The organism is Streptomyces sp. NBC_01433, assembly GCF_026340105.1.
GTDB lineage: Bacteria > Actinomycetota > Actinomycetes > Streptomycetales > Streptomycetaceae > Streptomyces.
In genome coordinates, this window is record NZ_JAPEPM010000003.1 from 128,355 (window position 1) to 142,361 (window position 14,007).

10 protein-coding genes are annotated in these 14,007 nt (G+C 72.9%); 2 read left to right on the forward strand and 8 right to left on the reverse strand.

Annotation, left to right across the window (positions count from 1 at the left end; all coding sequences use genetic code 11):
* Nucleotides 1-10 precede the first annotated feature (10 nt).
* Entirely contained in the window at nt 11-685 is a 675-nt protein-coding gene (locus OG413_RS37395; protein ID WP_266813501.1) for an oxygenase MpaB family protein, read from the forward strand.
* A 28-nt stretch (nt 686-713) separates the two neighbouring features.
* A complete protein-coding gene (locus OG413_RS37400; protein WP_266813503.1) occupies nt 714-3,017 on the forward strand; it encodes a serine/threonine-protein kinase in 2,304 nt (767 codons plus the stop codon).
* Between the two features lie 127 nt (nt 3,018-3,144).
* Here the strand turns inward: OG413_RS37400 and OG413_RS37405 are convergent, their stop codons facing one another.
* From OG413_RS37405 to OG413_RS37440, 8 genes are read right to left on the reverse strand one after another with little or no spacing between them, the layout of a single operon-like run.
* Entirely contained in the window at nt 3,145-4,119 is a 975-nt protein-coding gene (locus OG413_RS37405) for an acetylxylan esterase (protein ID WP_323137993.1), read from the reverse strand.
* 4 nt (nt 4,120-4,123) lie between these two features.
* Nucleotides 4,124-6,562 (reverse strand): polysaccharide lyase 8 family protein, encoded by a 2,439-nt coding sequence (locus OG413_RS37410; protein WP_266813505.1) that lies wholly within the window; start codon nt 6,560-6,562, stop codon nt 4,124-4,126.
* Between the two features lie 11 nt (nt 6,563-6,573).
* The gene (locus tag OG413_RS37415; protein ID WP_323138016.1) at nt 6,574-7,728 is read right to left on the reverse strand and encodes an SGNH/GDSL hydrolase family protein; all 1,155 of its coding nucleotides are present in this window, start codon (nt 7,726-7,728) and stop codon (nt 6,574-6,576) included.
* Complete coding sequence (locus OG413_RS37420) at nt 7,725-8,807, reverse strand: right-handed parallel beta-helix repeat-containing protein (protein ID WP_266813509.1); 1,083 nt, start codon at nt 8,805-8,807, stop codon at nt 7,725-7,727. Before OG413_RS37420 ends, OG413_RS37415 begins: the two co-directional genes overlap by 4 nt.
* Complete coding sequence (locus tag OG413_RS37425; protein WP_266813511.1) at nt 8,804-9,430, reverse strand: DUF624 domain-containing protein; 627 nt, start codon at nt 9,428-9,430, stop codon at nt 8,804-8,806. Before OG413_RS37425 ends, OG413_RS37420 begins: the two co-directional genes overlap by 4 nt.
* Before the next feature lie 3 nt (nt 9,431-9,433).
* A complete protein-coding gene (locus OG413_RS37430; RefSeq protein ID WP_266813513.1) occupies nt 9,434-11,446 on the reverse strand; it encodes a hypothetical protein in 2,013 nt (670 codons plus the stop codon).
* Nucleotides 11,447-11,449: 3 nt separating this feature from the next.
* Nucleotides 11,450-13,240, reverse strand: a complete 1,791-nt coding sequence (locus tag OG413_RS37435; RefSeq protein ID WP_266813515.1) for a heparinase II/III family protein — start codon at nt 13,238-13,240, stop codon at nt 11,450-11,452.
* Nucleotides 13,228-13,992: an SDR family NAD(P)-dependent oxidoreductase gene (locus OG413_RS37440; protein ID WP_266813517.1), complete on the reverse strand. Its 765-nt coding sequence runs from the start codon at nt 13,990-13,992 to the stop codon at nt 13,228-13,230. Before OG413_RS37440 ends, OG413_RS37435 begins: the two co-directional genes overlap by 13 nt.
* Nucleotides 13,993-14,007 lie beyond the last annotated feature (15 nt).

Genomic DNA, 14,007 nt, shown 5'->3' on the forward strand with positions numbered 1-14,007 from the left:
GTACGAGCGGATGAACGACGCGGACCCCGGGCTCTTCGGACCCGGATCGGTCACCTGGCAGCTGCACGGCGACCCGATCGATCCGGCGACCGGCGAGATCTACGGCATCGGCGAACCCGAACTGCTGCTCTGGGTGCACTGCGCCGAGGTCGACTCCCACCTCCAGGTCGAACGCCGCTCAGGCTACCCGCTCACCGACGCCCAGGCCGACCGCTATGTGGACGAGCATCGCGAAGGGGCGCGCCTCGTCGGCCTCGACCCGGACCACGTCCCCGCCTCCGCCGCACACCTCGCCGCCTACTTCGACCGGGTGAGCCCCGAACTCGTCGCAGGGGAGGAGGCGTTCGCGGTCGACGGCTTTCTCCGCAGGCCGCCCGTCCACGCCCTCCTCGTCCCGGCGCGTGCGCTGCTCTGGCGGCGCGTGGCGGCACTCGCCCACCAGTCGTTGCCTCCGTACGCCCATGAGCTGTACGGCAGACCGGCGCCGCCCCCGCAGGCCGTCGACCGCCGTCTGCGCGCCACCGGCGCCCTGCTGCGGGCCATCCCCGCCGGGCTGCGCCGGCAACTGCCGCCCGGACATATTCCGAAGGCGATGGCACGACTCGGCCCGGACAGCCGCCCCACCCCGTACAAACTCCGCAGCCAGGCCGCCATACTGGACGGGCCGGGGAGGGCGCAGCAGTAGGCGGAGCGACGGGGGCGAGAAGCAGGCGATGGCGGACACCAGACTGATCCAGAGCCGGTACCGGCTGCTCGATGTGATCGGGCGCGGGGGCATGGGTGAGGTGTGGCGGGCCCGGGACGAGTCGCTCGGCCGCCAGGTCGCCGTCAAGTGCCTCAAGCCGCTGGGGCCCCAGCACGATCAGTCCTTCACCCGGATCCTGCGCGAACGCTTCCGCCGCGAGGCCAGGGTGGCCGCCGCACTCCAGCACCGGGGCGTCACCGTCGTCCATGACTTCGGCGAGCACGAGGGTGTCCTCTTCCTGGTCATGGAACTCCTGGACGGGAGCAATCTGAGCCAGCTCCTGGAAGGGAACGAGCAGCACCCGCTGCCGGTCGAGGACGTCGTGGACATCGCGGAGCAGGTCGCCGACGCCCTCGGCTACACCCATCAGCAGGGCATCGTGCACCGGGACCTCAAGCCCGCCAACATCATGCGCCTCGCCGACGGCACGGTGAAGATCTGCGATTTCGGCATCGCGAGGCTCGGCCACGACATCGGCTTCACCTCGCGCCTCACCGGCACCGGCATCGCGATGGGCACCCCGCACTACATGTCGCCCGAGCAGATCAGCGGCGGCCAGGTCGACCACCGCAGCGACCTCTACTCGCTGGGCTGCGTGCTGTACGAGATCGCCACCGGCGTACCGCCGTTCGACCTGGACGACGCCTGGGCCATCCTGGTCGGACACCGCGACACCCAGCCGCAGCCGCTGCGCACCCACCGCGCCGAACTCCCCGGATTCCTCGACCGCGTCGTCCTCGATCTGCTGGCCAAGGCCCCCGACGAGCGGCCCACCGACGCGGGCGACCTGCGCCGCCGCATCGTCCTCGGGCGCACCGGCGGACAGCCCTACGCGGTCCTGTCCGGGCGGGACCGTCCCGCCCCGCACGCCCCCGCCCCGCTGCCGGGCCGCCCGGCCGTGGCCCAGGAGCAGGCTCTGCCGTCGTGGACCCGCAGCATGACCACGGGGCACAAGGCGGGCGGTGGCCGCCCCGGCCCGCGGCTGCCCGACCACACGGCCGGACTCACCGGACAGTGGACGACCGGCGTCGTGCCGCCGACGTCCTCGGCCGGCCACCCGGTCGGCCACCGGGTGAGCCACCCGGCCGTCCGCCCCGAGACCTCCGCCCCCACTCCGACTCCCTCGCCCGAATCGCTTGCCACCCTCGCCGAACGGCACCGCGCGGGCATCGACCTCGGCCGCCGCGGCCACTGGCACGAGGCGGGCGAGGTCCACCGCTCGGTCGCCGCCGAACGGGAACAGGTGCTCGGCCCCGATCACCCCGACACGCTCGCCAGCCGCTACGAGGTCGGGTTCACCCTCAGCCGCACGGGCCGCGCCACCGACGCGCTGCGGGAGTTCGGCCGGGTCGCCGCGGGCCGCGAGCGCACCCTGGGCCCGGACCATCCGGAGACCCTGGCCGCCCGTCAGGAGACCGCGTACGTCCTGGGCCAGCTCGGCCGGCACCTCGACGCCCACCAGGTGTACGCGGCCGTCCTCGTGTCCAGGGAGCGTTCGATGGGCCCCGACCACCCGGACACCCTGCGCTGCCGCCACAATCTGGCGTTCAGCCTCAGCAGGCTCGGACGTCCGGAGGACGCGTACCGGATGGCCCGGGAGGTGGCGGACGCGCGTGCCCGGCTGCTCGGCGCGGCGCATCCCGACACCCTCGTCACCCTGTACGAGGTGGCGTACACCCTCGGTCAGCTGGGCCGCTGGGAGGACGCGCTGCGGACCTACGAGGAGGTCGCGCGGGCCCGTGCCGTCGCGCTCGGCGCCGACCATCCCGACACCCTCGCCGCCCGCTACGAGGTCGGCATCAGCCTCGGCAGGCTGGGGCGCGGCACGGAGGCGCTGGAGCTGTACCGCGCCCTGGTCGAGGACCGGACGAGGATCAACGGGCCCGCCGACGCGGAGACCCTGCGCGCCCGGCACATACTCGGCGTCAACCTGGGACGGGCCGCCCGCTGGGAGGAGGCGCTCGTCGAGTCGCTCGACGTGTGCGCGATCCGGGAACGGATACTCGGTCCGGACCACCCCGACACCCTGGTCAGCCGCCGGGAGGTGGCCGTCGGCCTGGGCTGGCTGGGCCGCTGGGCGGACGCGCTCACCGTCTACCGGCAGGTCGCCGAGGCCCGCGACCGGATCCTGGGCGCGGACCACCCCGACGCCCTGGCCAGCCGCAACGACGAGGCGCACTGCCTGGAACGGCTGGGGCGGGACGCCGAGGCCGCGGAGCTGTACCGGTCGGTCGCCGCGCGCCACGGGCAGGGCGCCCACCCACCGCACTGAGCCGACGCCTCGCCACAGCGCTCGGCAGAGGCTGCCACGCCACGCCACGGCACGGCACGCGATGGGGGGCGGGCGTCCGGGGGGCGAACACCTTCGCCGCACCGGACGCCCGCCCCCGCCGGACGGCCTACTGGCCGAACACGCCCCGCAGCGCGCCGAGCTTGCGCGGCAGGTCGTACTCCGCGCCGCCCTCGTGCCCGTTGTACGTGAACACCTCGATCTCGGCCGGTCCCGCGTAACGGTGATAGGCCGCGAACACCGTCGAGGACGGGCAGATCTTGTCCATCAGCCCCACCGAGAACCACGCCGGAGCGGTCGCCCGCGCCGCGAAGTTGACGCCGTCGAAGTACGACAGGGTCTCCATCGCCTCCTCGGCCCGGAACCGGTGCCCCGAAAGCCAGCGGGCGATCTCCGCGTACGGCCCGGCGTCCGTGATCTGGGAGGCGCGCCGGTAGTGGCAGAGGAAGGGCACATCCGCGACCGCCGCCGTCAGGTCGTCGCGCAGCCCGGCGACGGCGAGCGCGAGCCCGCCGCCCTGGCTGCCGCCGAGGACCGCGACCCGCGTGGAGTCCACGGCCTCATGGGCCTTCGCCGCGTCGACGGCCCGGACCGCGTCGGTGATGAGCCGACGGTAGTAGTGCTTGTACGGGTCCTCGATGCCCCGGGTGAGGAAGCCGGGGGAGGAGGAACCGTGCCCGTCCGGCCCGATGTCCGGGGTGTCCGCGGTCTGCTTGCCGCCGCCGCCCTGACCCCGGTTGTCCATGATCAGGTGCGCGTAGCCCAGCGCGCTCCAGGTCAGCCAGGAGTACGGGATGCCGCGACCGCCGTTGTAGCCGATGTACTGCACCACGGCGGGCAGCGGGCCCGAGCGGACCTTGGGCAGCATCAGCCAGGCCTTCACCGGCTGACCGCCCCAGCCGCGGAACGTCACGTCGAACACGTCGACGGTCGCGAACCCGGCGTCGTACGGCACGAACTCGGCGTCGAGGACGTGCCGTTCCGTCTCGGTCAGGGTCTTCGCCCAGAAGGCGTCGAAGTCGGCCGGCTCCTGCGGCTCCGGCCGGTATTCGCGCAGCCGCTCCAGGGGCATGTCGAACAGCAAGGGTCTAGCTCCTCTTCAGAGTGAGGTTGAGGGTCGCGCCGTGGTGTGCGGCGGTGTCGGCGGTGATCCTGATGCCGTCGGCGGTGGGTGCGGCACTGACCCCGGCATCGGACGAGGCGAGCGTCAGGCCCCGCCCGGTCAGCTCGACGACGACGGAGGACCGCAGCTGGGTCGGGTCGGACAGCGACACGGTCACCGTCTTTCCGTCCGGACGCACGAGCACCGAGGCCGGACCGTCGGCCTTGAGCTCCTGCGCCGTGCCCGCGGTCCAGAAGTTGGCGGCGAGCAGGCCGTCCGCGCAGCGGCGTACCGCGTGCACGGCGGTGGAGTCGGCGACCAGCTTCAGCGGCGGGGCGGTGGACAGCAGCTTCGTGCGCTCGGCGGAGGCGGCCGGGGCCTGGAGGTAGAAGTAGCCCGCACCGTTCGGTGCGGTGCCGTGGTCCTGCCACAGCGTCAGATACGGGCGGGTCACCGGGGTGTCCGTACCGTACTTGAGGTTGATCTCCCGCCAGGTCGCGGTGCGTTCCTCGCGCAGCCCGCGCAGGGTGGTGGCCGTGGGGAAGACATAGCCGCCGGTCCCGGCGACATGCAGCCACTTCACCTGGTCCAGCTGCGCCGACCAGCCCGCGTCGGTGGGCGCCGCCGTGCCGTTGACCAGCAGCGCCGCCTTCGGGTCGCGCAGTTTGCGGTTCTCCACGACCGTCTCGGCCCGGCCCGCGTCCGCGGTGATGCCCGAACCCACACACGCGATGACATCGTCCAGACAGAACCAGCTCTTCAGCCCGTGCAGGGTGCTGCCGAACGCGCGCAGTTCCATGCCGTACGCGCCGAGCGTCGTCCCCGGCAGCGCGGTGCCGCCCGCCCAGTCCGCGGTGCTGGTGGTGCGCTGGCCCGCCGCGTCCGCCGGCCGGCCCGCGATGACCGTGGTGCCGGGCAGCCTGGCCGGGTCGACGGTGGGCCAGTAGTCCTCGCTGTAGTGCCCGAGGTCGTCCGTGTACAGCAGGACCATGCCGTCGGAGAGGTGCCAGGCGCGCAGGTTCTCGTTCTGGATCGACTCGTAGTTGTAGATCCGGGTCGAGTACGCGGAGATGCCGAGCGCGAACGAGGGCCTGTGGTGCGCCGCCTTGTCCATCCGGGGGTGCTGCTTGTGCGCCACCAGCGGGCCGCGGGCGGGCGTGGCGGAGTCGATGACCTTCCGGGCGGCGACCAGGGAGGCCAGGTCGGTGACGGCGAGGAAGTCCCGGTAGGTGTCCTCGGCGATCCACTGCTTGACCAGTGCGGTGAACCGTTCGGCGGTCGTACCGGGGAAGCTGGGGATCAGCCGCAGCACCGCCTCGATGACCGTCTGCGCCGAGACGTGGCCCTGCTTGCTGGGCCGGGCGATCTCGCGTCCGCAGACCGAGGCCATCACGTCGCCGCGGGCCATCAGCGGGTCGAAACCGTCGTCGACCCAGGTGCGGACGTTGTCGAGGTCGGGGTCGGTGACCTTCCACGCCGTACCGGCCAGCAGGTTCAGCAGCCGGGAGAGGTTGTTGAGCAGCTCCTTGCCGTAGCCGCCGTTGTACGGGTGCTTGTAGTGCTGGAGGAACGAGCCGTCCGGGTAGAAGCCCTCACCGGTGCCCGCCGCGTCCCCGGAGCCGTTGAAGGCGAGGACGCTGTTGGCGCCCGAACCCTCGACGTCCGAAAGAGCGTCACGGACCCGGACCAGCGCGTCGCCGTCGTCGCGCAGCACCGCGTTGACGGCGACGACGGTGGAGATCCACACCCGGTTGGCGCCGGTCGCGATCTGCCGGTCGGCCCGCCAGAGGTTCGGGTCCGGCGTGTAGTGCCGCACCGCGGTGTTGATCCGGGTCAGCCGCTCGGTGCCGAGCACGTCGAACAGCAGCACCGACGCGTCGTTGAGCGCCAGCGCGGAGCCGATCTCCCAGTCCCAGTCGTTGTCGAACCGGGTGTGCGCGGGTCCGTAACGGTTGGTCAGCATCCAGTCGATGCCGCCGAGCAGCAGGTCGCGCAGTGCCGCGTCGCCGTACTGCGGGGTGCCCGGTACCGCCCACGCGGTCGCGGCCGTGGCGAGGCGCTTGAACGACGTGGTGACGTGGTTGGAGAGCGTGGTGCTGGTCAGATCGGGGAACAGGCCGTCGGTACGGGTGGGGTCCAGCCCTTTGGCGGCGGTGGTCGCGGCCCGGCCGATCCGGGCGACGGCGGCGGCGATCCGCGCGTCGCCCTGGTCGAGACCGGGGCCGCCGGTCAGCAGCGTGTGCCAGCGGGCGCGGAGCGCCGCCGCGTCCCCGGCGGCGGCCTGCGCGCTGCCGCCGAGGACGAGGGGGAGCGCGGCGACCGCGCCCAGAGCGGCCGCGCCCGCGAGAACGGTGCGCCGGGTGGTGCCCCGGGCGGTGTCGGCGGAGGGGATCGGGGAAGTGCCTCGGGTGGTGCCTCGGTTCATGATGCGGGCCCTCACAGGAGGTGTCGGCGGTCCACGGCCGCGGCGAGCGCGGCATGGCCGGAGGGGGTGGGATGCAGGCCGTCACCGCTGTCGTAGGCGGACAGCAGGCGCGAGGGGCGGGCCGGGTCGCGCAGCGCGGCGTCGAAGTCCGCCACGCCGTCGAAGAGCCGGCCCGTGCGTACGGCACGGTTGATCCGCTGCCGGACCGTGTCCAGTTCCGGTGTCCAGCGGATCCACCCCTCGAACGGGGTGATGGTGGAACCGACGACCCGCAGCCCGGCGCCCCGGGCGCGCAGCGCCAGTTGCCGGTAGCCGGCCAGGACGAGCGCCGGGTCGCTCTGGCCGGGCGGCTGCTGGAGGTCGTTGATCCCCAGGTGCACGATCACGGAACGCAGTCCCGGCAGCGAGAGCACATCGCGGTCGAAGCGGGACTGGCCGCCGGGCCCGAAACGGGCGTCGTCCAGCAGCATCCGGTTGCCGCTGATCCCGAGGTTGGCGACGGCCGAGCCGGGCAGCCGCCGGGCCAACTGGTCGGGCCAGCGCAGATCGGCGTCGTCGGGGGTGCCGACGCCCTCCGCGATGGAGTCGCCGAGGACGGCGACGACCGGGCCGTGCGCCCCCGTCGTCTCGACGCCGGTCAGCAGGAACACGGACGTGGTGCGGACGCCGTCGACCGTGTGCGACGCATGGGTGTTGCGGTGGAAGGACAGCGGCCCGGTGGGGCCCGGCAGCCGGGTCGTCACCGTCAGCCGCCCCCCGTCCGCCGCCCGCAGTCCCTCGACGGTGTCACTGGTGAGCGAGGCGCCCGCGGCCAGCCACGCCTGGCTCCGGCCGGCGAACGTCACCGGGCGCCCGCCCGCCGTCACCGGACCCACCAGGACCGGTACGGCGCCGAAGGCGTTGGCGTACCGCAGCCGCACCTGCCCGCCCGCCGACAGCCGCAGCACCGCGGTGAACTCGCCGTCGGTGAGACCGGCGCTCGCCACGGTGTCCGCGGGGGTCGGCGCGGTCTGCGCGGTCGCCCAGGACGTGGTCCAGAGGGAGCGGCGCGCACCCGTCCGTTCCGCGGCCTGCGCGGTGGGCGCCGTCAGTGTCACCGCGGCCATTCCCGCGGCCCCGGCGGCGGCCGTCAGTACTCCGCGTCTGGCGGGCCCCCGGCCGGTCACTGGGGGCACGCGCCGGTCGGGTTGTACGCGCTGCCGTAGGTGCCGACCGAGTCGCCGCCGGTGTTGCCGCTCATGGTGTTGGTGCAGACGTCCGCCTGCGGGGTGCGCATGAACTTGATGCCGCCGCCCGCGTTGCCGGTGATGGTGTTCCCGTAGACGCTGGTGTTCGTGCCGTCCGTGGCGGTGTCACCGCCGAGCCGGATGCCCGCGCCGGTGTTGGCGTGAATGGTGTTGTAGCGGAAGATGTTGCCGCTGCCGCGGGCGTCGAGCCCGCCCGAGCTGGAGTCCTTCTGGCCGCTGCAGTCGTTGTACTCGACGTAGTTGTTGGTCGAGTTCTCCTTCACGTCCACGCACTCGTTGCCCTGGGTGGCGATGGTGTTGTGGTGGATGCGGTTGTTCTTGCTGATGTCGGCGGCCGCGTCGGGGGCGCCGTTCGCCCCCTGCTGCTCGGGGGCGGTGCCGAGGTAGATGCCCTCGCCGTTCTTGCCGCCCCCGCCGAACTTGAAGTCGGCGACACCGCAGTTGGTGATGGTGTTGTCGTTCACCTCGGCGCCGGTGATGAGATAGCGCAGCCGCAGGCACTCGTCGGCGGCGTTCTTGAGGGTCATGCCGGTGATGTGGAGGGCGCCCACACCGTTACCGGGAGTCGTGCTCATGACATATATGAGCTTGAGGCGATAGCCCGACACATCGGTGGACGAACCGTGCAGCCCGTCCACCGTGAAGCCGCTCAACGTCGTCGAGTCGTGCTGGACCTGGATGATCCGGGCATCGCCCGCACCCTTGACCACCGCGTTCGAGGGCCCTGTGATGGTGACCCCGGCACGCTTGGTGATCACGTCCTGCTTGTACGTACCGGCGGCGAGATTCACCACCGCGCCCGTCGGCGCCAGGTCCACGGCCTTCTGGATCGTGGCGAGCGGGGCGCCCGCAGACGTACCGGCGTTGCTGTCGCTGCCGGACGGGGAGACGTAGTACGCGCCCGCCGTCTCGGCGGCGGCCGCCGGGGACGGCAGGGCGAACGGGGCGACGCCTGCGGCGAGCGCGGCGGCGAGGGTGGTGCGCATGACACGGCTCATGGGGTATGCCTCCTGGGATCAGCGAAGGACAGAGCGAGCAGTACGGGAATGCTGGGACCCAGAAGCAGCGGACCCAGCGGTACGACGAGGGACAGCAGCACGGCGGAGATCACCGCGCCGAGCAGTGCGGTGCCCCGGGCGGGTGACCCGAAGCCGAGCGCCAGCGCGCCGAGCGACCAGGACCGGAGGGAACCCCCCGGACTCCGGCCGGCCTCGGCGGCGAGCGCCACGTGATGGATGACGAGCGCGGCCGCGATGCCCACCTGCGCGGCGAGCACCACGAACGTCCAGGGCTCGGAACGGCCCAGGAAGTAGACGATGTTGGCGGCCAGCACCGCGGCGGCGACGGTGGACAGCAGTCCGTGCCGCCACAGCGCGCGCCAGTACCGCCCGAACGAGGTGAAGGTGTTGGTGAAGCACCGGCTGTCCCCCTCCGCACGCCACCGCTGTAGGGCGGACCCCATCGCGGCGAGCGCCGGCAGCCAGGTCACCAAACCCAACGCCAGCACGGCGAACGCGGCCCCGGCGGCAGCCGGATACGCCACGAACTCCAGCCGGCGCAGCAGCGTCGGCCAGGTTGACGACCGGGTTTCGGGCTCCGGTGCGGAGAGGGTTGCCCGCATGATTCAGCCGACCTTTCCTGTGTACGGCTCGGTGACGTCGAGGAGCACCCGTCCCGCCAGTTCCAGCCGGGTGGCCGCCACGACGTACGGCGCTCCGGCGGCGGTGAGCAGGACGGCCGCCGCGTCGGCGGAGAGCGTGGCGTGGCGGATCCGGCGGGCGACGGGGGAGAGGAACACCGTCTCCGCGGCCTCCGCGCCCGCCTCACCCGCACCGCCCGGCCGGAAGGCGACGCCGTGCCCTTCCACACACGCGACCTCTTCGGCCGCGCAGGTCCCGCCGGGCGTGATCGTGGTGAGGAAGAGCCCGTCCGAGGACCGGGCGGTCGCCGACCGCAGCGTGTGCAGGGTGCGGGTGAGGCGCAGCTCCGGTGTGCTGGACGTCGGATTGGCCTCCACTTCGGTGACCTCGCAGGTCACCGAGGCGTCCAGTGGAGCGAACTGCCGTACGAGGGCGGTGGCGGCCCCCGACCGGATCAGCCGGGCGCCGTCCGGCCGCGGCTCGGTCGGCCGGTCGGTCTGGAGCAGGAACGTCCACGCGCGGTCCTCGTCCGCCTCGGCGAGATCGAGCAGGACGAGCCGGCCCGCCGGGGTGAACACCAGGGTCCGGTCCAGGCGCCGCACTCCCAGAGCGGGGTCGTACATCGCGGCGATCTCGGCCGTGGAGTGCGCCCACCCGCCCTCCGCGTCCACCAGCACATCGCGCTGGCGGGCCTGGCGCTCGTACGGGATGTCCTTGTAGACGTGGTAACGGTCCTCGTCGGCGTACCCCTGCCCGTCCACCAGCAGCAGATTGTGGTGCGCGGCCCGCTTGCGGTTGCTGTACCCCTCGTCCACGGCGAGGAACGCCCCCTGCGAGACCAGCACGAACGAGCCCGAGTCCGGGTGGTGATGCCCCTGGTTCAGGGTCTCCCAGCCCAGCTCCGCCCGGTGCTTCTCGCTGGTCCCCCACGCCGTGTGACCACCGCCGGGGCTCGCCTTGAACGACACCAGCGTGGCGTCGTCCTCCCAGCCGGTCCGCGCCGCGAGCAGCCCCAGGTCCGGGAAGAACGCCCGGGTCTCGGTCGGCCGCACCGCCGTCACGGACGGGTCGTACCAGAGGTATTCCAGGTACGCCTCCGGCAGGATGCCCGGCCGCACCCCGCTCTCGGCGGCCTCCGCCCACAGCAGTTCCCCCGAGGCCAAATCGCCCATCCACTGCGCCTCGGGGATGCCGTACTGCGCGGCCAGGCGGTAGTAGAGCCCGGCGCTGTGGCCGCTGCGCCGGTCGTGGCAGTCGCCGTGGTCGACGTTGAACGCGAAGCCGGGCGCCGTCTGATGCAGCCGGTAGCGGAAGGTGTTGGTGAGGAAGCCGCCCCGGTCCCACCAGTCGATGCCCTCGGCCTCCTTGAGGAGATCCAGATGGATCGCGAGGAACGGCACCCCGTAGCGCCAGTACACGACGCCCTCGGCGTGCGAACCGTCCTCGGGCATCAGATCCAGGACCGTGCCGAGATTGTCCTTGGCGCGCTCGGTCCACTCCTCCTTGCCCAGCACATAGCCGGCCGTCGCCAGGCCCGCGTAACAGATCCAGTTGTGGTTCTGCCAGTACGACGACGACCACCAGCGGCCCTCGCTCGCCACCGCGAACTCGTACAGCCGCCGCCCCTGGAGCAGCAGCTTGTACCGCAGCAGGGCCCGTACGCCGTCCGGCAGGTCCTCGCCGATCCACCGGTGGGCGAGCGAGAGGTGGTGCAGCAGCCAGCCCGCGTCGAGATCGTGGTCGGGCATATGGGCCTTGCCCCAGTGCGGCAGCCGCACCGCCGCCTCGATCCACCGCCGGCTCTCCGCCAGATCGGCGGGGTCCCCGCCGATCCGGTACGCCAGCGCCGGGTTGGACGCCGCGGGGCCCAGCCAGGTGATGCTGGCCGACGGATGCGTACGGGGCGGGGTCAGCCCGCGATGCCGGGCCGCCTCCTCCCGTACCCGGGTCTCCTGCGCGGGGCGCGGGCCGGGCGGCGGGGTCGCCGAGAGCAGCAAGGATCAGCCCTCCGTCCGGAATCGTGCCGTGGTGCCGTCCGCCAGTTCCACCGTCAGCTCCTCGCCGTCCAGCCGTACATCGGTCACCGCGGGGCCCGAGGACGCCGCCTGGTACACCGAGGCGAACACCACGTGCTCCGCCTCGACGGTGAAGTCGACCCGGGTGCGCGTCCGCTGCGGGTCGTCCGCGGGTCCGGGGCCCGGCCGCGTCATCGGGCGGACCGGGAGCCCGGCGGTGTGGGTGTGCCAGCCGTGCAGGGTCTCGTCGCCGTACCAGGTGGTGCGCACCGGACCGGCCGCCTGCACCTGGACGTCCAGCGAGGTGCCGGGACGCAGTTGCGCCGAGATGCGACGCGCCTCCTGGCCCGTCACCGTCAGCAGGTCGACCAGATAGCAGTCACCGACCGCGACGCGTCGTACCGCGCGCACCGACTCGTACGCCGTGGTGACCTCGGCGGTCACCGAAGTGGCGTCCGAGCCGAGCAGTGTGCCCGCGCACTCGGCCTGTTCGGCGTCGTCCACCCGGAACGCCGGGTGCGCCTCGGTCGACGCGTACAGATCACGGAACTCGGCATGGGCGTACGGCACCTGGCCGGGATCCGGCTGCCACGGGGTGGTGTCCCCGTACAGATACAGGGACAGCTTGTCGCGGTGCCCGTGCGAGCCGCCGTGCGGACCGAAGTCCACCAGGGCATGGATGCCCTCGGCGCGCAGCACCCCGTAGCCGGCCACCGGATACACGGTGACCGGGGCGGGCGCCGGACGCTCGGGAAGCGGCGGGCCGGCGAACCAGCCGCCCAGCAGCGTGTCGAGTCCGTCGTCCGCCGCGCCGAGCTCTTCCCGGGCCCGCCCCGCCACCGCGTCCAACGCGGCGGAGGGAACCAACTGCTGTGCGAGCGCCACCAGTTCGAGCCATTCCAGGGCGAGCGGGTCACGCAGATACGGGCCGTCGTGCAGCGCGGGAAGGATGCCGCCCGGCGTCGCGATCGTGGCCAGTACGTCCGTCATCCCGGCCAGCACGCCCACCACATCGGCGGGAATGGCCGACGGGTCGGTGGAGCGCAGCGCCAGCAGCGCCGCCCGCAGCACGAACCCGTGGTAGTAGGTGCTGCCCTCCCACTCCCAGCCGTCCTCGGCGACGGCGACCCGCAGATGCGCGTACAGCCCGTTCTCGCCCTCCAGCCATTGTTCGGCGCCGTCCCACTCCCGGCCCCGGGCGGCCGAGGCCGCCCGGCTCGCGGAGACGCCGGCGGCGTTCAGCCAGGCGGTGTAGTTGGAGGCCAGCTGCCCCTGACCGGTGAGGACGTCACGGGCGTCGAGCGCCGCCCGCTCCAGGTCGTCCAGCAGCGGCAGCAGGACCGCCAGGCCCTCGGTGCCCCGCTCGGCGAGCGTGCTCACCGTGTGCCCGACGTTCACCGCCCAGATGGCGTCCGTCAGCGCCTGGTGGAAGAGCCGGCCGCGCAGCATCCAGGTCTGCGCCTCGCCGTGCCGATCGGTCGCCAGCTCCGCGTAGAGCCCGGCGTACTCCACCAGCCGAGCCACCGCCTCGGCGTCCTGCCCGCCCCGGTGGGCGAGCACCCGCAGGTGCCGCGCCCACGCCTGGTGCGACAGCACCGTCCAGGCGCCGCGCACCGCCTCGTCGTCCACCCGGCAGCCGTGCGCACAGCGTGCGCCGCCCGCCGGGAAGACCCCGGCGAGCAGATCGCCGTGGTCGAGCTCCACACCGTGCGCCGGGCAGATGTACGCGTGCCACCAGCCACCGCGCTCCCGCGCGATCCGCCTCAACGCGGCCACACGCCACCGTCGATGTCCACCGTGGTGGCGGTGAGGAAACCGGAGGCGGGCGACGCGAGGTGGACGACCGCCGATGCGACGTCCTCCGGCGTGCCGGCCCGGCCCACCGGGATGCCCGCCTCCATCGCCTGCTGTGCCTCGGGCGCGGTGAACGTGTCGTGGAAGGCGGTGCCCTTGATGAAGCCCGGGGCGACCGCGTTGACCGTGATCCCGGTCCCGGCCAGCTCCTTGGCCAGACCCTTGGTGAAGCCGCGGATGCCGGCCTTGGCGGCGGCGTACGCCACCGAGCCGGGGCCGCCGCCGTTGTGCGCGGCCAGCGAGGACATGGTGATGATGCGCCCGGCGGACGACTTCGTCAGATGCGGCAGGGCGGCCCGCACGGTGCGGAAGGCCGACGTCAGGTTGACGGAGAGGACCTGGTCGAAGTGGTCGTCGCTCATCTCGGCGATCTTCGCGCGGCCGATGAGGTGGCCCGCGTTGCAGACGAGGACATCCAGCCCGCCGAGGAAGCCGGTGGCCTCCTCGACCAGCCGGTCCACGTCGGCGGTCACCGTCACATCGGCCGGAAACGCCTTCGCCCTGCGGCCCAGCGCCTCGATCGCCGAGACCGTCTTCGCGGCCTCGTCGGCGGAGGAGTGGTAGTGGACGGCGACATCGGCGCCGGCCTCGGCGAGAGCGACGGCGATGGCGCGGCCGATGCCGTGGCCCGCCCCCGTCACCAGCGCGCGGGAGCCGTGAAGATCAGCAGACATGGGTGAAGCCCTTTC